The following is an 18,534-nucleotide window of genomic DNA, read 5'->3' on the forward strand; positions in this document are numbered from 1 at the left end:
TAACGATTTCCATATAAAAATAAAGATTTGTAAGGAGGAAGACGATGGCATATACAACAATTTTGAGTGAAATACCGGACAGTTATTTTGGCAAAACAGTAGGACAAAAAATTGAACATGGGCCATTACCATTGATTAATTTGGCAGTTGGTATACCTGATGGCGACACACCCCCTGAAATTATAAAAGCGTTACAGGAAGCGATTGTGAAGCCCGCCAATCAAAAATATTTAGCCTTTCAAGGGAAAGACGCCTTTAGACAAGCGATTGTTGATTTTTATCAACGGCAATTCAATGTTACTTTGGATCCGGACAAAGAAGTTTGTTTGTTGTATGGCACCAAAAATGGGCTTGTTGCATTGCCGACGTGTGTCATTGAGCCAGGTGACGAAGTGTTATTACCCGATCCAGGCTACACAGATTATGATGCAGGCGTGCGACTCGCAAGGGGAATACCTAAACCATTAAAATTATCACCTGAACGTCATTACATACCAGATTGGAATGAAGTGGATACTACAAATACAAAACTCATCTATTTAACGTATCCGAACAATCCGACTGGTTCTGTCGCAACGCTTGAGTTTTTCCAAGAGACGATTGACCGTTTTAAAAACACTTCTATCAAAATTGTGCATGATTTTGCGTATCAAGCATTTGGATTCGATCAACCGAACCCGAGTATTCTTCAAGCAGACGGTGCGAAATCATCTGCTATAGAGGTTTTTTCATTTTCAAAAGGTTATAATATGTCCGGGTATCGTGTTGGTTTTGCGGTCGGTAACGAGGAAATGATTGCGAATCTTCGGAAGTATCACACACATACCCAAGCCGGCATGTACGGGGCGTTACAAGATGCATGTACGGTCGCATTAAATGCATGTGATTATGAACTGAAAAAACAAAATGACATATTTAGGAAAAGACGCGATAAAATAGAAGCAGCTTTGAATGAAGCAGCCATCCCGCATGAACCCATTAAAGGGGGTATTTTCTTATGGTTGCAATGTCCAGAAGGTTTTTCCAGCGATGCCTTTATTCAACATTTATTGCAAGAACAATCTATTTTGGCAGCACCGGGGCATCCTTTTGGTGAAGAAGGGGAGGGCTATGTGCGGTTATCTTTTGCGATTGATGAAATACAATTAGATGAAGCCATTGCGCGACTCGTCTCATTGAAGCCACTTTATCATCAAGCATAGAAAAAAGAGGGCTGGTGACATGACATAATGTCACATCGGTCCTTTTTGTTTAGTTATATACAAAAAACTAACGGTGCGCTATGACTGAGACGCAACGTTAGCTCTTCATGGACATGATATGCATATGTAAGTGGCAGTTTTAAATAAAAACTGCAACCAGTACGATATAAATAACGAGAATGAAAAGACTCATCATATTTAAAATACGTACACCTTTTTCATCATTTTTAGAATGTTTGAATGCTGTAATTTCAACATTACCGATTAATAAAATTAAGACAACAAATACCCACCAGGTTGATGCAGGATAATAGACGAGTGAAGTCGCAACGACAATGATGAGTAATAGCCCCATAATTACTCTTAATAACTTCGGCATCATAATACGCATTTTAAAAATGCTAATATAGGCAACAACCAAATACATGAGGGGTAATAAGATTAAGTAAGCTAACATGAAGTACATCCTTTCTATATCTTGCTAGTGAAGTCAAATGTTGATTAAGTTAGAGTTGAATGGCTCCTTTTAAAGATTTTCTCGAAGTTGCCTACGTACTTCAGCAATTTGTTGTTCAATTTGTTCAAGTTGTTGAATCAGTGGATCGACTTGTTGAGATGTGGACTCGCGTTTTTCCAAATCACCTTGTAATCGTACGTAGTCCATTTTAAGCTCTTGTAATTGCTGTTCTAAATCCATAGGGCACCTCCTTATATCAATCCTTTTTATTATAGCACGTTAACATTGCTTAATTAAAACGTTTTACAGTAATATAAAAGCAAGTTGTTTCAAAGGGGGATGTATCATGACAGAGAATTTTTTGATGATATTATTATTAATTGCACTAGGGTACATCCTAAAGCGCATCGGTTATATTAATGGGAAGGACAGTCGCGTGATTTCGACGTTAGTGCTCAATGTGACCTTGCCGTCTGTCGTTATCGTCAATTTAAATCATGTTAATTTGACGCCATCACTCGTCGTATTACCTGTGATGATGATTTTATATGGTGTTGTGACAAAAGTGCTTATTGTACTCATGTTCATAAAATATAGTAATGAAGTGCGGGGAACTGTCGCAATGATGATGGCAGCACTCAACATTGGTATTTTTGCATATCCGTTAGTCCAACAAATTTGGCCTGAGCAAGGGTTGTTGTATTTTGGGATGGCCGATATCGGTGGGGCAATCGTGATGTTTGGCCTCACGTATTTCGCTGCGAGTTATTTCAAACAAGTAGGTGGCGGTTTTAATCCTAAGCAAATCTTATGGAACATGTTGAAATCTGTTCCGTTGATGACATATATTATCATGTTAGTACTCAATATTCTTCAATGGCATTTACCCCACACAGCAATTCGTTTCTTCGACATTTTAGGCCATGCCAACTTACCACTTTCGATGATTTTACTTGGTGTTTTAATGGACTTTAGATTAGAACGTCGCTTTTTGCCGTTAACACTTAAATATCTCGTGTTACATTATGGTTTTGGTGCACTATTCGGAACGCTCGTCTATTTCTTCTTACCCGTAGATGATGCGATGATCAAAACGACATTACAGCTCATTTGGTTGTTACCTGTTGGGGTTGCATCACTGTCATATGCGGTTCAGTTTAAATATCGGACGTTACCGGTGATTGCGATGGCGAGTAACGTTACGATTGTAATCAGTATAGTGATTTTATATTTGTATCAATTTTGGTTCGTATAAAAAAGAGGCTTGGGAAATCAGTGTCCCTGCCTCTTTCTTCATCGCCACCATTGTTCGAACCTGTCGATACATGCCCGACGACTATTTATAAATTTTAAACTTCTGATATTCAGATGAGATGTTAAAGCCGAGCTCATGAAAACGTTCGACCAGTTTGTGATTTTTGCTACGGATTTTAAAATAGACACGTTCGATCTCAGGTCTCGTTAACGCACGGTGAATCGCATGCTGAATTAAGTCGAACGCAATACCCTTTAAGCGATAGTCTGCATGGCTTGAGAAATACTTAATCTCTGCATGACGCTCTGACTCATCATATATTAAGTACAAGTACCCTTTTAAAATACCCTCTGCCATATACAAAACAAGTTCATGTTGATCGTCTAGTGATGTCACAATTTCATTTGCAGTCATCGCATTGTGCGTAAATGTATCTTCGTGTAACCGTTGAAAATAGCGATAATACGCTTTACTATAGGGAATCATATGATGTAAGTTTTGTGTTTCGCCCAAATCTTGACTTGTTTCCAGGTGATAATCTGTAAATGTGTACGATGCGCCAATAGTTTTCATAAACGTTTTAATCAGTGCGTGTTGAGCTGTAAATGCAAAATAATATGTCGATGGTTGGTAATGTTGTGCTGTGATAGCATCGAACAGTTGTTTGAACGTCTCTTTCGTTGGTTCATAACCGTTTTTTACAATCGGACCAATCACTTTATAACGGTCTTCAGAATAAGAAATACAGAGTAACAGCATTTGAATTTCATCGGCTTCTTCAACGACAAATAGCCCTGTTTCATCTGCAGCTTCTTCTAAAAATGTAAAGAGTGCTTGTTCATCATCTAATGGCAACTTATTCGTATAGGAAGGACGTTCTGACACATACGTTTGAATAAATGACGCAATAGTTGGATTGGGAGTAACTTGAGATATCTTCATCATGCGCCTCCTTAATGATATACTTAGCTTAATTATAAGTTTTTTTGATATGAAATGAAAGCAACTTGTGAAGCATTCAACTGGGATTTAAAGAGTTGTTTTTTGATAAATAATTGGAATGAAATATGGAGGAATGAATCATGAGTAAAGCACTGATATTAGCAGAAAAGCCATCAGTGGGGCGTGATATTGCCAATGCTTTAAATGTAGGGTCACGCAAAGAAGGTTATTTTGAAAACCAACAATATATCGTCACATGGGCGCTCGGGCATCTAGTGACAAATGCAACACCTGAACAATACGATAAAAAGTATCAACAATGGGTGTTAGAGGATTTGCCAATTATACCGAAACAAATGAAATCCGTCGTAATCAGTAAGACACGGAAGCAATTTAATACAATTCAGAATTTAATGAAGCGCAGTGACGTCAAAGAGTTGATTATTGCAACGGATGCTGGACGAGAAGGAGAACTGGTTGCACGTTTGATTATTGAAAAAGCGCATGTGAAAAAGCCGATTAAACGATTATGGATCAGCTCCGTCACACCGAAAGCAATTAAAGAAGGTTTCAAAAAGCTAAAAGATGGGCGTGCGTATCAACATTTATACGAAGCTGCGTTAGCGAGAAGTGAAGCGGACTGGATTGTCGGGATTAACGCCACACGAGCATTGACGACGAAATATGATGCGCAATTATCACTTGGACGTGTACAAACACCAACGATTCAACTTGTAGCAATGCGCCAAGAACAGATTAAAAATTTCAAACCGCAACAGTATTATACTTTAGAAGCAGAAGTAAATGGCGTGATAATGACCTATCAACATGACGGACGCGTTTATCAGAAAGAAAAGTTAGAGGCCATTGTGAATACATTGCAAAATAAGCAAGCACAAGTCAACAGTGTGCATGAAAAAGAGAAAAAAGTTTATCCGCAACCGTTATTTAATTTAACTGATTTACAACAAGCAGCTTATCAAAAATATCATTTAGGTGCTAAGCAAACCTTAAATACGTTACAACAATTGTACGAACGACACAAATTAGTGACCTATCCACGTACAGATTCGAATTATCTGACGACAGATATGGTGGACACATTGAAAGAACGTGTACAAGCAACGATGGGAACGGAGTTGATGCCGTATGCGCGCGAGATTTTAAAGCAACCATTAGCGAAAAAATTATCATTTGTGAACAATCAAAAAGTTTCGGATCACCATGCGATTATTCCGACAGAAGTGCGTGCGGACGTTGCGTCATTATCACCGAATGAGCAGAAAATTTATACGATGATTGCACAGCGCTATTTAGAAGTGTTGATGCCACCATATCGTTATCGTGCACAACATGTTGAAGTGAACATCGGTAAACATGTATTCACATACCAATCACAAGTTCCGATAGAGTTAGGTTTTAAAAAGTTACAACAAGACCGCGCGCAAACAGAACGAGCAGTGTCATTTAAACAAGGTGAGACATTCGATGTAGGACAACTACAGATTGTGGCACATGAAACGACACCACCTGCGTATTTTAATGAAGGTACATTACTTAAAGCGATGGAAAGACCTGATAAGTTTTTCGACTTAAAAGATAAAAAGTCCGCACAAACGCTAAAATCAACAGGCGGGATTGGTACGGTTGCGACACGTGCAGACATTATCGATAAGTTGTTTAATGTGAATGCGATCGAAAGTCATGACGGTAAAATTAAAGTCACTTCTAAAGGAAAACAAATTTTAGACCTCGCGCCACCTGCATTAACTTCACCACGTCTCACGGCTGAATGGGAAGATAAATTGATGAAAATTGAAAAAGGGCAGTACAAAGCGCACCAATTTATGCAAGAAATGAAACAGTTTACGCATGAGATTATTCATACGATTAAATCGAGTGAGCAAAAATACAAACATGATAACTTAACATCTGCCCAATGTCCAACGTGTGGCAAATTTATGTTAAGAGTGAATACGAAAAATGGCTCGATGCTCGTTTGTCAAGATCCATCATGTAAAACGAAGAAAGATGTAAAAACGAAAACGAATGCGAGATGCCCACAATGTAAGAAACGATTGACGAAATTCGGTACAGGTAAAAAAGCGACGTATCGCTGTGTCTGTGGTTATACCGAAACGCAAGAACATATGGATCAACGCTTTAAAAATAAAGGTAAAGACAAAGTGTCGAAGCGAGAAATGAAGAAATATATGAAAGAAGACGAGTTGGAGAACAATCCATTTAAAGATGCATTAAAAGGATTAAACTTGTAAGATGCTTATAAATATCGAACGAAATATAGTTTTTCGTATACAAAGTTCGGAAAAATTGTTGAAATTCACCCGTAATCGTATTAGACTATTGGAGTATTTCATTTAAAGGAGAAAATTAAAGTGAAAAAATATTTCCGATTTGACGAAAACCAAACGAGTTATCGTCGCGAAATTTTAGGTGGCTTAACAACGTTTCTGTCGATGGCATACATTTTAGCTGTCAATCCACAAATATTGAGTCTTGCAGGTGTTGAAGGGGTACCTGATGCACTTAAAATGGACCAAGGTGCCGTGTTCGTTGCGACAGCACTTGCTGCATTTGTCGGCTGTTTATTTATGGGCTTGATAGCGAAATATCCTATTGCACTCGCACCAGGTATGGGGTTGAATGCATTTTTCGCATTTACAGTCGTATTAACGATGGGGATTCCGTGGCAAACCGGCTTAACAGGGGTCTTTTTCTCAGGATTAATCTTCTCGATATTAACAGTTACCGGTTTGAGGGAAACCATTATTAACGCGATTCCATTTGAAATGAAAATGGCCGTTTCAGCGGGGATAGGTTTATTTATCACCTTTGTCGGCTTACAAGGTTCAGGAATTATTAAAAATGAAGAAGCGACACTTGTAACTTTAGGGAAAATTACAGATCCCGGTGTATTATTAGCAGTGTTCGGTATTATCATTACAGTTGTGTTATACGCGAAGAAAATTCCGGGTGCTATCTTTATTGGGATGGTTGCGACATCAATCGTTGGTTTATTGACGCAACAAATTGCACCGCCAAACGCGATTATAGGTAAAGTGCCAAGTATCGCACCGACATTTGGGGCAGCGTTTGAATCACTCCAAGATCCGTCACAACTGTTTACGATTCAGTTTTTAATTGTCATTTTAACATTTCTATTCATCGACTTCTTTGACACAGCAGGGACAATCGTTGCGGTTGCATCTCAAGCGGGCATGATGAAAGACAACAAATTACCACGTGCAGGACGTGCGTTGTTCTCAGACTCATTAGCAACAATGGTGGGGGCAGTCTTCGGTACAACAACGACGACGTCTTACATTGAATCAACTTCAGGTGTGGCAGTTGGCGCACGTACAGGTTTTGCTAGTATTGTGACAGGGGTCTGTTTCTTGCTCGCATTATTCTTCAATCCGTTAATGGCAGTGGTTACGCCAGCAGTAACGACACCTGCACTAGTCGTTGTTGGCGTATTAATGGCTTCGAATTTAGCGGAAATCAGCTGGAAACGTTTTGAAGTGGCAGTACCAGCATTTATTACGATTATTATGATGCCACTTTCATATTCAATTGCAACAGGGATTGCATGTGGCTTTATTTTTTATCCAATTACAATGGTCTTAACAAAACGTCATAAAGAAGTACATCCAATTATGTATGGTTTAATGGTAATCTTTATTTTATATTTCGCATTTGTACATGGTTAAAATCACTTTAATGAAGCTCGAGTAGTGTGTCATGCACTATTCGGGCTTTTTTAGGGTGCGCTCGAAATGGGTAACATCTTGACGGTGAAAGTCCATTACAGGCTTCGTAGTAGGAACTGTTAGCGAAAAACAAGGGAGTCCATTGCGAAGTGAAATCTGAAGGAAGTCGGACGCAAACACTCGCACCGACGAACAGAAACATCATACTAAGGCTATGTAGAATGGATGAATCTGCATCACTGATGGAGCTTGTTGTAAGACCTGAAAATATAGAAAATGCTATCAAGAAGGTTAAGAAAAATAAAGGCGCTCTTGGAATTGACAGTATGAAAGTCAGTGAACTTCTTGTCCACTTTTTGCAGTACTTTTTACAGATAACGAAAAAACTGCTTGGAAGAGAAAAGTAAAGTAGGAGCAGTCACACGCTTAAAGTTCTTGAGTTGTCTAATAACCAAGGTAATGGGGTTTGTCGTTTTAGACCGACCACGGAAGCAAAAAGAAATTTAATACGCACCTTAAGGGAAATAACAAAACGAAATAGACCTGGAACATTTAAAGACATTATCACTAAAATTAACCAAGTGACGCGAGGTTGGATAAAATACTTTGGTAGAGGTTTTATCAGAGAATTTATTGAAACCACACAATCTTGGTTAAACCGACGAATTAGACAACTCATTCTTAATGGGCTTAGGCAAGATATTGAACCGTCGAGTAAGTAACCGTGTGAGAGGACGAATAGTAGGATAACGGTTATTCTCCTACTCGATTGTTAAAGGCGATTGGGATGGATCAGCCAAAAGGAAACAAAGGGTGGGGCATAGAAAAATTTATTCATCAATCCATTCATAGATTTATGATTCAATAATGATTTTAAACGGTAGCCAAATGAGGGGGAATGGGATATTAAAAAATGATACTATCGTTTTCTTGCTTTTATTAACTTGCCCTCAAAATGATTACTGTAAGATTGCCCAGAAGGCTGAGTCGTCTGTGGGAATGACTGTATACTGCTAGCAGTTACTTCTTTACTTTAAAAGTGGTTACAGTTTATCGCAGTAGTGGTTTGGCTTCTCAATGCGCTCTCTTTTGTGAAGTCTAGTCATCATTGCGGGGGCAGTAAAATGAAATCTTTGTGACACAGGAGATTTCTGTACTGCTCCCAAAATCTCATTCGACTTCCATCTCATGTGTGCTTCAATCAAGCAGAATTGAATTGAAGGGCCAGTCCCCCGGAAAGCGAAGACGAAAACGTAATCAAAGTCAGAAATCATTGAGAACAAGTTAAACAAACTGCTGCAACAATAGCATCAATATTTTTTCAATCCCCATGAAATAATTTAATAACGTTTATGATCACGTTCAGAATGCGTATAACGCGTATATGAAGCTTTAAGATAAACAGGGGTTACGAATAATACAATCAGTAAGAAGATCATTAATACGAACATAATCCAATGCAAAATCATACCTACAAAAGGAATCACCGCAAGGGCACTTGCAATGATACCGCCAGCTGGGATAAGTAGCATAGGACGAATCGTATTTTGGCGATTGAAAATAAAGATAAGCACCATAATTAAATAGATAAATGCATTAAATGCGAGTGGCTGCCAACCTAGTGCAAGAACATACCAACCACCTAGAAGGGGAAAGCCAGTAATGAACTCAGAAACAAGTGCAATGATAGATAGTATAACTAAAGCTGTTTTAGAATTTCTCGTCAAAATAAGCAACTCCTTAATGATTTAATCAAACGCCTAAAACGACGCTTGCGATGTGGGGATACATTGTAACTATTCTACACTATATAATATAGAAAGTTTTAATGCAGTGCCTCAACATTTTGTCGGATTATCATATCACAATGGAAAAAAGATTTACCATTATTATAATTGTTTAAATGATAAGAAACAAAATGTAAGATTAAATTTGAAAAAATCTCTCTAAGCTATTGAACTTAAAGCATATATCAAGTAAAATGATGAGGTATGTGAATTAGACATAAAAAAACTTTGTATAAATAGTTGCGAAGTGAACACATTTCATGTATCATGTCTAATGTTGGACTTTTAATGCGATGAAGCGAAAGGTTACTGACACACCCGGCCGCTTTGCCATGGCGTTGTGTGAGATAGTTTTCGTGGAGAAGTCTATCACTTTAATGAAGACGAATAAGGAGGGTAAATCATGGCAAAACAAAAAATCAGAATTAGATTAAAAGCTTATGATCACCGTGTTATCGATCAATCAGCAGAAAAAATTGTTGAAACTGCAAAACGTTCTGGAGCGGATGTTTCTGGTCCAATTCCATTACCAACTGAAAAAGCAGTTTACACAATCATTCGTGCGGTTCATAAGTACAAAGATTCTCGTGAGCAATTCGAACAACGTACACATAAACGTTTAATCGACATTGTAAATCCTACGCCAAAAACAGTTGACGCGCTTATGGGCTTAAACTTACCATCAGGTGTAGACATCGAAATTAAATTATAATAGAAAATTTTAGGAGGTGGACTTTCGATGACCAAAGGAATCTTAGGAAGAAAAATCGGGATGACTCAAGTGTTCGGTGAGAACGGTGAATTAATCCCAGTTACAGTAGTAGAAGCTAAAGAAAACGTAGTATTACAAAAGAAAACTGTAGAGGTTGACGGTTACAACGCAATCCAAATTGGTTTTGAAAACAAAGAAGCATACAAAAAAGGTAGAAAAACTAATAAATATGCGACTAAAGCAGCTGAAGGTCATGCTAAAAAGGCTGACGCAGCACCTAAGCGCTTCATTCGTGAATTCAGAAACGTTAATGTTGATGATTACGAAGTAGGTCAAGAAGTCTCAGTAGATACATTTGAAGTTGGCGACATTATTGACGTAACAGGAACTTCAAAAGGTAAAGGTTTCCAAGGTGCAATCAAACGTCATAACCAATCACGTGGACCTATGTCTCATGGTTCTCATTTCCACAGAGCACCAGGTTCTATCGGGATGGCATCAGATGCATCACGCGTATTCAAAGGGCAAAAATTACCAGGTCGTATGGGTGGTAATACAGTAACTGTTCAAAACTTAGAAGTTGTTCAAGTTGATACGGAAAACAACGTAATTTTAGTTAAAGGTAATGTACCTGGACCTAAAAAAGGTTTTGTACAAATCCAATCAGCAATCAAAGCTAACAAATAATTAGTAGCGAAAGGAGGAAATGCATAATGGCAAATTATGATGTATATAAAGTTGACGGTTCAAAAGCTGGTACAGTAGAACTTAGCGACTCAGTATTCGGGATTGAACCAAATAATGATGTTTTATTCGAAGCAATTAACTTACAACGTGCTTCATTACGCCAAGGTACACACGCGGTAAAAAACCGTTCAGCTGTTCGTGGCGGTGGACGTAAACCATGGAGACAAAAAGGTACAGGACGTGCGCGTCAAGGTACAATCCGTGCGCCACAATGGCGTGGTGGTGGTATCGTATTCGGTCCAACACCAAGAAGCTATGGCTACAAAATGCCTAAGAAAATGCGTCGTTTAGCATTACGTTCTGCACTTTCTTACAAAGTACAAGAAAATGGATTCAAAATTGTTGATAGTTTTAACTTAGAAGCACCAAAAACAAAAGAATTCAAAACAACTTTAACAAACTTAGAATTACCTAAAAAAGTGTTAGTTGTAACAGTTGGGGAAGATGTAAATGTTGAATTATCAGCACGTAACATTCCAGGTGTAACAATCACAACACCAGAAGGTTTAAACGTATTAGAGTTAACTCACGCAGACAGCGTATTAATCACTCAAGAAGCAGCTAAAAAAGTTGAGGAGGTGCTCGGATAATGGAAGCTAGAGACATTCTAAAGCGCCCCGTAATCACTGAGAAATCATCTGCAGCTATGGCTGAAGATAAATACACTTTTGATGTAGACGTACGTGCTAACAAAACAGAAGTGAAAAAAGCAGTAGAAGAAATCTTTGAAGTAAAAGTTGCTAATGTCAACATTATCAACTATAAACCAAAGAAAAAACGTATGGGCCGTTATCAAGGCTATACAAACAAACGTCGTAAAGCGATTGTGACATTAAAAGAAGGTCAAATCGACTTATTTAACTAAAAACTAAATACCAATAAGGAGGTAAGCGACAATGGCTCTTAAACATTACAAGCCAATTACAAATGGTCGTCGTAATATGACTACATTAGATTTTGCTGAGATCACAAAATCTGAGCCTGAAAAGTCATTATTACAACCGCTACCGAAAAAAGCGGGTCGTAATAACCAAGGTAAATTGACTGTACGTCATCATGGTGGCGGACACAAACGTCAATACCGTGTTATTGATTTCAAACGTAATAAAGATGGAATTCCTGGTAAAGTGGATTCAATCCAATATGATCCAAACAGATCAGCAAACATTGCATTAATCGTATATGCAGATGGTGAAAAACGCTACATCATTGCACCTAAAGGCTTAGAAGTAGGTCAAATCATTGAAAGTGGTTCTGAGGCAGACATTAAAGTCGGAAACGCACTTCCATTAAAAGACATTCCTGTAGGTTCAGTTATCCACAATATCGAATTAAAACCTGGTCGTGGCGGACAGCTTGCACGTTCAGCAGGTGCTAGCGCGCAAGTATTAGGTAAAGAAGGTAAATATGTACTTGTAAGACTTCGTTCTGGTGAAGTACGTATGATTCTTTCAACTTGCCGTGCTACTATTGGTCAAGTTGGTAACTTACAACACGAACTTGTTAACATTGGTAAAGCGGGTAAATCTAGATGGTTAGGTAAACGCCCAACAGTCCGTGGTTCTGTAATGAACCCTAATGATCACCCACACGGTGGTGGTGAAGGTCGTGCGCCAATCGGACGTCCATCTCCAATGTCACCATGGGGTAAACCAACGCTTGGTAAGAAAACTCGTCGTGGTAAAAAACGTTCAGATAAACTTATCGTACGTGGACGCAAGAGAAAATAAAAATAGCTTATTTGGGTGTGCGGCGTAATCGCTGCACGCACATAATAAGAAAGGAGGCGCCAATATGGCTCGTAGTATTAAAAAGGGACCTTTCGTCGATGATCACTTAATGAAAAAGGTTGAGGCTCAAGGCGATAGCGAGAAAAAGCAAGTAATTAAAACATGGTCACGTCGTTCAACGATTTTCCCAAACTTTATTGGACACACATTCGCAGTATATGACGGACGTAAACATGTACCTGTATATGTAACTGAAGATATGGTTGGACACAAATTAGGTGAATTTGCTCCAACACGTACTTTCAAAGGACATGCTGCAGACGACAAGAAAACAAGAAGATAATACCATTTCTAGTAAGTAGAGGAGGAAATACGAATGGAAGCAAAAGCGGTTGCTAGAACTATCAGAATCGCACCTCGTAAAGTTCGATTAGTATTGGATCTCATTCGAGGTAAAGACGTAAGAGAAGCAGTAGCTATTTTGAAATTAACAAATAAAGCTTCTTCTCCAGTAGTAGAAAAATTATTAATGTCCGCTTTAGCTAATGCAGAGCACAACTATGGTATGAACACTGATCAATTAGTTGTTAAAGAAGCATACGCTAACGAAGGACCAACATTGAAACGTTTCCGTCCACGTGCACAAGGACGTGCAAGCGCAATTAACAAAAGAACAAGTCATATCACTATCGTAGTAAGTGATGGACAAGAGGAAGCTCAAGAAGCTTAATCAAATTTTAAGGAGGGAATACCGTGGGTCAAAAAATTAATCCAATCGGACTTCGTGTTGGTGTAATCCGTGACTGGGACGCGAAATGGTACGCTGAAAAAGATTTCGCATCACTTTTACATGAAGACTTAAAAATTCGTAAATTTATTGATAAAGCATTGAAAGACGCATCAGTATCTCACGTTGAGATTGAGCGTGCTGCTAACCGCATCAACATTGCTATTCACACTGGTAAACCAGGTATGGTAATTGGTAAAGGCGGTTCAGAAATCGAAAAACTTCGCAACAAATTAAATCAACTTACTGACAAAAAAGTTCACATTAACGTAGTTGAAATCAAGAAAGTTGACCTTGATGCACGTTTAGTTGCTGAAAACATTGCACGTCAATTAGAAAATCGTGCTTCATTCCGTCGTGTTCAAAAACAAGCGATCGGTAGAGCAATGAAATTAGGTGCTAAAGGTATCAAAACACAAGTTTCAGGTCGTTTAGGCGGTGCAGACATCGCGCGTGCTGAACAATATTCAGAAGGAACTGTACCACTTCATACTTTACGTGCAGACATCGATTATGCACATGCAGAAGCTGACACAACTTATGGTAAGTTAGGTGTTAAAGTGTGGATCTATCGTGGTGAAGTTCTTCCTACTAAGAAAAATAGTGAAGGAGGAAAATAATTATGTTACTACCAAAGCGTGTAAAATATCGTCGTCAACATCGTCCTGATACAAAAGGTCGTTCAAAAGGCGGTAACTTTGTAACATTTGGTGAGTATGGTATTCAAGCTACAACAACATCTTGGATTACTTCTCGTCAAATCGAATCAGCTCGTATTGCTATGACACGTTACATGAAACGTGGCGGGAAAGTTTGGATTAAAATCTTCCCTCACACACCATACACACAAAAACCTTTAGAAGTACGTATGGGTGCTGGTAAAGGTGCGGTTGAAGGCTGGATCGCAGTTGTTAAACCAGGTCGTATTTTATTTGAAGTTGCTGGCGTATCTGAAGAAGTTGCGCGTGAAGCATTACGTTTAGCGAGTCACAAACTTCCAGTTAAAACGAAGTTTGTAAAACGTGAAGAATTGGGTGGTGAAACAAATGAAAGCTAAGGAAATTAGAGACTTAACCACTTCAGAAATCGAAGAGCAAATCAAATCTTCAAAAGAAGAGCTTTTTAACCTACGCTTTCAATTAGCTACAGGTCAATTAGAAGAGACTGCAAGAATTAAAACAGTAAGAAAAACAATTGCACGTCTAAAAACTGTTGCACGTGAAAGAGAATTAGAACAAGGTAAAGCAAATCAATAATTGATTGAAAGAGGAGGTTACTAAAGTGAGCGAAAGAAATGATCGTAAAGTTTACGTTGGTAAAGTTGTTTCAGACAAAATGGACAAAACAGTGACTGTTTTAGTTGAAACATACAAAACGCACAAACTATATGGCAAGCGTGTAAAATACTCTAAAAAGTATAAAGCACATGACGAAAACAATTCAGCTAAATTCGGAGATATCGTTAAAATTCAAGAAACTCGTCCTTTATCAGCGACAAAACGTTTCCGTTTAGTAGAAATCGTCGAAGAATCAGTAATCATTTAATGACTATAAAGATAAGGGAGGTTTAATCATGATCCAACAAGAAACACGTTTAAAAGTAGCAGACAACTCTGGTGCTCGTGAAGTACTTACAATCAAAGTATTAGGTGGATCTGGCCGCAAAACTGCTAACATCGGTGACGTCATCGTAGCAACTGTTAAAAATGCTACACCTGGAGGCGTTGTTAAGAAAGGCGATGTTGTTAAGGCTGTCGTTGTACGTACGAAATCAGGTGTACGTCGTAAAGACGGTTCTTACATCAAATTTGATGAAAATGCATGTGTTATCATTCGTGATGACAAAGGACCACGTGGTACACGTATCTTCGGACCAGTAGCACGTGAATTACGTGAAGGAAACTTTATGAAAATCGTTTCCTTAGCACCAGAAGTACTATAATCGATCGTAAATCATAAATAATAAATTCCAAGGAGGTGCCCACATGCATATCAAAAAAGGTGACAACGTAATCGTTATCGCAGGTAAAGACAAAGGTAAAACAGGTAAAGTTGTAGCAACTCAACCTAAAAAAGACCGCGTCGTTGTGGAAGGTGTGAACATCGTTAAAAAACACCAAAAACCAACTCAAATGAATCCTGAAGGTGGAATCTTAGAAACTGAAGCAGCAATTCATGTTTCTAACGTACAAATATTAGATCCTAAAACAAACGAACCTACACGTGTAGGCTACAAATTTGTTGATGGTAAAAAAGTAAGAATCGCTAAAAAATCAGGCGAAGAAATTAAGTCTAATTAATATCTAGTTGAAAGGAGGATCCACTTTGAACCGTTTAAAAGAAAAATTTAATTCAGAAGTTACACAAAACTTAGTTAAAAAGTTTAACTACAGCTCAGTAATGGAAGTACCTAGAATCGATAAAATTGTTGTGAACATGGGTGTAGGTGACGCAGTACAAAACTCAAAAGTATTAGATAACGCTGTTGAAGAATTAACTGCAATCACTGGTCAAAAACCATTAATCACTAAAGCGAAAAAATCAGTTGCGACATTCCGTTTACGTGAAGGTATGCCAATTGGTGCTAAAGTAACATTACGTGGCGAAAGAATGTATGAATTCTTAGATAAATTAATCTCAGTTTCATTACCACGTGTACGTGACTTCCGCGGTGTATCTAAAAATGCATTCGACGGTCGCGGTAACTACACATTAGGTGTTAAAGAACAATTAATCTTCCCTGAGATTGACTATGATAAAGTATCAAAAGTACGTGGTATGGATATCGTTATCGTTACTACTGCTAACACAGATGAAGAAGCGCGTGAATTATTAACTCAATTCGGTATGCCGTTTCAAAAATAATCTCTAAAGGAGGCGAATTAGATGGCTAAAAAATCAATGGTTGTTAAGCAACAACGTAAACAAAAATTCCAAGTCCGTGAATATACACGTTGCGATCGTTGTGGTCGTCCACATTCTGTATATCGTAAATTTAAACTTTGCCGTATTTGTTTCCGTGAATTAGCTTACAAAGGTCAAATTCCTGGCGTACGTAAAGCTAGCTGGTAAAAATTTAACTCTTGAAAGGAGGCAACAACTATGACATTGTCAGATCCAATTGCAGATATGCTTACTCGTGTAAGAAACGCAAACATGGTGCGTCACGAAAAATTAGAATTACCTGCATCAAACATTAAAAAAGAAATTGCTGAAATCCTTAAAAATGAAGGTTTCATCAAAAATGTAGAATATATCGAAGATGATAAACAAGGTGTTATCCGTTTATTCTTAAAATATGGTTCAAATAACGAACGTGTTATTACTGGTCTTAAACGTATTTCAAAACCTGGTTTACGTGTTTATGCTAAAGCAAACGAAGTGCCTAAAGTATTAAACGGTTTAGGTATTGCATTAGTTTCAACTTCTGAAGGTGTAATCACTGATAAAGAAGCTAGAAAACGTAACGTAGGCGGAGAAGTATTAGCTTACATTTGGTAATATTAAATAAATAAGGAGGTGCCAGAACATGAGCCGTGTTGGTAAAAAAATTATCGAAATCCCTAGCGATGTCACTGTAACGATCGAAGGAAATACAGTTTCAGTAAAAGGGCCTAAAGGTGAATTATCACAAACTTTAAATGAAGAAATGACTTACAAACAAGATGAAAACACACTTGAAGTTGTTAGACCATCAGATTCTAAAGAACATAGAACAATTCATGGTACAACTCGTGCGTTAATCAATAACATGGTACAAGGTGTATCTAAAGGATACGAAAAAACACTTGAACTTATCGGTGTTGGTTACCGTGCACAAGTTCAAGGTAGCAAACTTGTATTAAACGTAGGTTACTCTCACCCAGTTGAATTTGAAGCTGCTGAAGGAATCACTTTCTCAGTAGAAAAAAATACGACAGTTAAAGTTGAAGGAATCGACAAAGAATTAGTAGGTGCAACAGCATCAAAAATTCGTGACGTTCGTCCTCCAGAGCCTTACAAAGGTAAAGGTATCCGTTACCAAGGTGAATATGTACGTCGTAAAGAAGGTAAAACTGGTAAATAATAAATCACTCTAATAAGAAAGGAGTATTGACATGATCAGCAAAATTGATAAAAATAAAGTACGTTTAAAAAGACATGCACGTGTTCGTACGAAATTGTCAGGTACTAGCGAAAAGCCACGTCTAAACGTATATCGTTCAAACAAACACATCTATGCACAAATCATCGACGATACTAAAGGCGTTACTTTAGTTCAAGCTTCAACTAAAGATAGCGAAGTAGATGCTTCTACAACAAAAGTTGAAATGGCATCTAAAGTCGGCGAAGTAATTGCTAAGAAAGCAAATGAAAAAGGCATCGAAGCAGTTGTATTTGATCGTGGAGGATACTTATTCCACGGACGTGTGAAAGCACTAGCAGATGCAGCTCGCGAAAATGGACTTCAATTTTAATTTAAAAGGAGGGACAATATAAATGGCTCGTAGAGAAGAAGAAGTTAAAGAATTTGAAGAACGCGTTGTTACGATTAACCGTGTTGCTAAAGTTGTAAAAGGTGGACGTCGTTTCCGTTTTACTGCACTTGTAGTAGTAGGTGACAAAAATGGTCGCGTTGGATTCGGTACTGGTAAAGCACAAGAGGTACCTGAGGCAATCAAAAAAGCAGTAGAAGCTGCGAAAAAAGATTTAATTACAGTTACTCGTGTTGACGGTACTACACCACACACAATCACTGGACGTTTCGGTTCAGGAAGTGTTTTAATGAAACCAGCAGCACCTGGTACAGGTGTTATCGCAGGTGGACCAGTTCGTGCCGTATTAGAGCTTGCAGGTATCACTGATATCTTAAGTAAATCATTAGGTTCAAATACACCAATCAACATGGTTCGTGCGACAATCAATGGTTTGAAAAACTTAAAAAATGCTGAAGATGTTGCGCGTTTACGCGGCAAAACAGTAGAAGAATTATACAATTAAGGAGGGAAACAGATAAATGGCTAAATTACAAATCACCCTCACTAAAAGCGTTATTGGGCGTCCAGAAACACAACGTAAAACAGTTAAAGCACTTGGCCTAGGTAAGGTCAATTCATCTGTTACAGTTGAAGACAACGCAGCAATTCGTGGACAAATTAACAAAGTAAGTCACTTAGTATCAGTAGAAGAAAAATAATTAAGGAG

At 38.1% G+C, this 18,534-nt stretch carries 29 protein-coding genes and 1 pseudogene; 26 read left to right on the top strand and 4 right to left on the bottom strand.

What is annotated here, in order from left to right:
* The first annotated feature begins 44 nt into the window (after window positions 1-44).
* Window positions 45-1,202: an aminotransferase class I/II-fold pyridoxal phosphate-dependent enzyme gene (locus P3U61_RS02520; protein WP_096636660.1), complete on the top strand. Its 1,158-nt coding sequence runs from the start codon at window positions 45-47 to the stop codon at window positions 1,200-1,202.
* A gap of 139 nt (window positions 1,203-1,341) precedes the next feature.
* Here P3U61_RS02520 and mspA read toward each other — a convergent pair whose 3' ends face one another.
* A complete protein-coding gene (gene mspA / locus P3U61_RS02525) occupies window positions 1,342-1,659 on the bottom strand; it encodes a membrane stabilizing protein MspA (protein WP_014613204.1) in 318 nt (105 codons plus the stop codon).
* Between the two features lie 69 nt (window positions 1,660-1,728).
* Window positions 1,729-1,899, bottom strand: a complete 171-nt coding sequence (locus tag P3U61_RS02530; protein WP_014613205.1) for an SE1832 family protein — start codon at window positions 1,897-1,899, stop codon at window positions 1,729-1,731.
* A 106-nt stretch (window positions 1,900-2,005) separates the two neighbouring features.
* On the opposite strand from P3U61_RS02530, the gene P3U61_RS02535 reads away from it, so the two are divergent.
* Window positions 2,006-2,914, top strand: coding sequence for an AEC family transporter (locus P3U61_RS02535; RefSeq protein ID WP_096548263.1), 909 nt, complete (start codon window positions 2,006-2,008; stop codon window positions 2,912-2,914).
* Between the two features lie 81 nt (window positions 2,915-2,995).
* Here P3U61_RS02535 and P3U61_RS02540 read toward each other — a convergent pair whose 3' ends face one another.
* Complete coding sequence (locus P3U61_RS02540) at window positions 2,996-3,856, bottom strand: GNAT family N-acetyltransferase (protein ID WP_014613207.1); 861 nt, start codon at window positions 3,854-3,856, stop codon at window positions 2,996-2,998.
* 140 nt (window positions 3,857-3,996) lie between these two features.
* Here P3U61_RS02540 and P3U61_RS02545 point away from each other — a divergent pair, with 140 nt between their 5' ends.
* The 4 genes and pseudogenes from P3U61_RS02545 to P3U61_RS02560 all read left to right on the top strand — a co-directional run.
* Window positions 3,997-6,132 (top strand): DNA topoisomerase III, encoded by a 2,136-nt coding sequence (locus P3U61_RS02545; protein WP_063278957.1) that lies wholly within the window; start codon window positions 3,997-3,999, stop codon window positions 6,130-6,132.
* Between the two features lie 120 nt (window positions 6,133-6,252).
* Window positions 6,253-7,587, top strand: coding sequence for an NCS2 family permease (locus P3U61_RS02550; protein ID WP_014613209.1), 1,335 nt, complete (start codon window positions 6,253-6,255; stop codon window positions 7,585-7,587).
* Between the two features lie 221 nt (window positions 7,588-7,808).
* Complete coding sequence (locus P3U61_RS02555) at window positions 7,809-7,994, top strand: hypothetical protein (RefSeq protein WP_233506538.1); 186 nt, start codon at window positions 7,809-7,811, stop codon at window positions 7,992-7,994.
* Window positions 7,981-8,270: pseudogene (locus P3U61_RS02560) on the top strand (group II intron maturase-specific domain-containing protein); the annotation flags it as partial. The gene P3U61_RS02555 and the pseudogene P3U61_RS02560, both read left to right, overlap by 14 nt.
* 657 nt (window positions 8,271-8,927) lie before the next feature.
* Here P3U61_RS02560 and P3U61_RS02565 read toward each other — a convergent pair.
* Entirely contained in the window at window positions 8,928-9,314 is a 387-nt protein-coding gene (locus P3U61_RS02565; RefSeq protein ID WP_014613210.1) for a hypothetical protein, read from the bottom strand.
* A gap of 463 nt (window positions 9,315-9,777) precedes the next feature.
* On the opposite strand from P3U61_RS02565, the gene rpsJ reads away from it, so the two are divergent.
* The 20 genes from rpsJ (at window position 9,778) to rpmD (ending at window position 18,526) form a co-directional block, all read left to right on the top strand.
* Window positions 9,778-10,086, top strand: coding sequence for a 30S ribosomal protein S10 (rpsJ, locus tag P3U61_RS02570; RefSeq protein WP_014613211.1), 309 nt, complete (start codon window positions 9,778-9,780; stop codon window positions 10,084-10,086).
* A 27-nt stretch (window positions 10,087-10,113) separates the two neighbouring features.
* A complete protein-coding gene (gene rplC / locus P3U61_RS02575; RefSeq protein ID WP_014613212.1) occupies window positions 10,114-10,773 on the top strand; it encodes a 50S ribosomal protein L3 in 660 nt (219 codons plus the stop codon).
* 26 nt (window positions 10,774-10,799) lie between these two features.
* The gene (rplD, locus tag P3U61_RS02580) at window positions 10,800-11,423 is read left to right on the top strand and encodes a 50S ribosomal protein L4 (RefSeq protein ID WP_014613213.1); all 624 of its coding nucleotides are present in this window, start codon (window positions 10,800-10,802) and stop codon (window positions 11,421-11,423) included.
* Window positions 11,423-11,698, top strand: coding sequence for a 50S ribosomal protein L23 (gene rplW / locus P3U61_RS02585; RefSeq protein WP_014613214.1), 276 nt, complete (start codon window positions 11,423-11,425; stop codon window positions 11,696-11,698). The genes rplD and rplW overlap by 1 nt, the downstream gene beginning before the upstream one ends.
* Window positions 11,699-11,729: 31 nt before the next feature.
* Window positions 11,730-12,563, top strand: a complete 834-nt coding sequence (gene rplB / locus P3U61_RS02590; RefSeq protein WP_014613215.1) for a 50S ribosomal protein L2 — start codon at window positions 11,730-11,732, stop codon at window positions 12,561-12,563.
* Window positions 12,564-12,627: 64 nt separating this feature from the next.
* The gene (gene rpsS, locus P3U61_RS02595) at window positions 12,628-12,906 is read left to right on the top strand and encodes a 30S ribosomal protein S19 (protein ID WP_014613216.1); all 279 of its coding nucleotides are present in this window, start codon (window positions 12,628-12,630) and stop codon (window positions 12,904-12,906) included.
* Between the two features lie 33 nt (window positions 12,907-12,939).
* A complete protein-coding gene (gene rplV / locus P3U61_RS02600; protein WP_014613217.1) occupies window positions 12,940-13,293 on the top strand; it encodes a 50S ribosomal protein L22 in 354 nt (117 codons plus the stop codon).
* A 23-nt stretch (window positions 13,294-13,316) separates the two neighbouring features.
* Window positions 13,317-13,970, top strand: a complete 654-nt coding sequence (gene rpsC / locus P3U61_RS02605; RefSeq protein WP_014613218.1) for a 30S ribosomal protein S3 — start codon at window positions 13,317-13,319, stop codon at window positions 13,968-13,970.
* A 2-nt stretch (window positions 13,971-13,972) separates the two neighbouring features.
* Window positions 13,973-14,407 (top strand): 50S ribosomal protein L16, encoded by a 435-nt coding sequence (rplP, locus tag P3U61_RS02610; protein ID WP_014613219.1) that lies wholly within the window; start codon window positions 13,973-13,975, stop codon window positions 14,405-14,407.
* Window positions 14,397-14,606, top strand: coding sequence for a 50S ribosomal protein L29 (rpmC, locus tag P3U61_RS02615; protein WP_014613220.1), 210 nt, complete (start codon window positions 14,397-14,399; stop codon window positions 14,604-14,606). The genes rplP and rpmC overlap by 11 nt, the downstream gene beginning before the upstream one ends.
* Window positions 14,607-14,631: 25 nt before the next feature.
* Entirely contained in the window at window positions 14,632-14,895 is a 264-nt protein-coding gene (gene rpsQ / locus P3U61_RS02620) for a 30S ribosomal protein S17 (RefSeq protein ID WP_014613221.1), read from the top strand.
* Window positions 14,896-14,923: 28 nt separating this feature from the next.
* On the top strand, window positions 14,924-15,292 hold the full coding sequence (gene rplN / locus P3U61_RS02625) for a 50S ribosomal protein L14 (RefSeq protein WP_014613222.1): 369 nt from the start codon (window positions 14,924-14,926) through the stop codon (window positions 15,290-15,292).
* Between the two features lie 43 nt (window positions 15,293-15,335).
* Window positions 15,336-15,650: a 50S ribosomal protein L24 gene (gene rplX / locus P3U61_RS02630; protein WP_014613223.1), complete on the top strand. Its 315-nt coding sequence runs from the start codon at window positions 15,336-15,338 to the stop codon at window positions 15,648-15,650.
* 25 nt (window positions 15,651-15,675) lie between these two features.
* The gene (gene rplE, locus P3U61_RS02635; protein WP_014613224.1) at window positions 15,676-16,215 is read left to right on the top strand and encodes a 50S ribosomal protein L5; all 540 of its coding nucleotides are present in this window, start codon (window positions 15,676-15,678) and stop codon (window positions 16,213-16,215) included.
* A gap of 21 nt (window positions 16,216-16,236) precedes the next feature.
* The gene (locus P3U61_RS02640; RefSeq protein ID WP_014613225.1) at window positions 16,237-16,422 is read left to right on the top strand and encodes a type Z 30S ribosomal protein S14; all 186 of its coding nucleotides are present in this window, start codon (window positions 16,237-16,239) and stop codon (window positions 16,420-16,422) included.
* Window positions 16,423-16,452: 30 nt separating this feature from the next.
* On the top strand, window positions 16,453-16,851 hold the full coding sequence (gene rpsH / locus P3U61_RS02645) for a 30S ribosomal protein S8 (RefSeq protein WP_014613226.1): 399 nt from the start codon (window positions 16,453-16,455) through the stop codon (window positions 16,849-16,851).
* Window positions 16,852-16,879: 28 nt separating this feature from the next.
* Entirely contained in the window at window positions 16,880-17,416 is a 537-nt protein-coding gene (rplF, locus tag P3U61_RS02650; protein ID WP_014613227.1) for a 50S ribosomal protein L6, read from the top strand.
* Between the two features lie 31 nt (window positions 17,417-17,447).
* Complete coding sequence (gene rplR, locus P3U61_RS02655) at window positions 17,448-17,807, top strand: 50S ribosomal protein L18 (protein ID WP_014613228.1); 360 nt, start codon at window positions 17,448-17,450, stop codon at window positions 17,805-17,807.
* A gap of 22 nt (window positions 17,808-17,829) precedes the next feature.
* Window positions 17,830-18,330 (top strand): 30S ribosomal protein S5, encoded by a 501-nt coding sequence (gene rpsE, locus P3U61_RS02660; protein WP_014613229.1) that lies wholly within the window; start codon window positions 17,830-17,832, stop codon window positions 18,328-18,330.
* Between the two features lie 16 nt (window positions 18,331-18,346).
* On the top strand, window positions 18,347-18,526 hold the full coding sequence (rpmD, locus tag P3U61_RS02665) for a 50S ribosomal protein L30 (protein ID WP_014613230.1): 180 nt from the start codon (window positions 18,347-18,349) through the stop codon (window positions 18,524-18,526).
* Window positions 18,527-18,534 lie beyond the last annotated feature (8 nt).

Origin of the sequence: Staphylococcus pseudintermedius (assembly GCF_034042775.1) — a bacterium.
Lineage (GTDB): Bacteria > Bacillota > Bacilli > Staphylococcales > Staphylococcaceae > Staphylococcus > Staphylococcus pseudintermedius.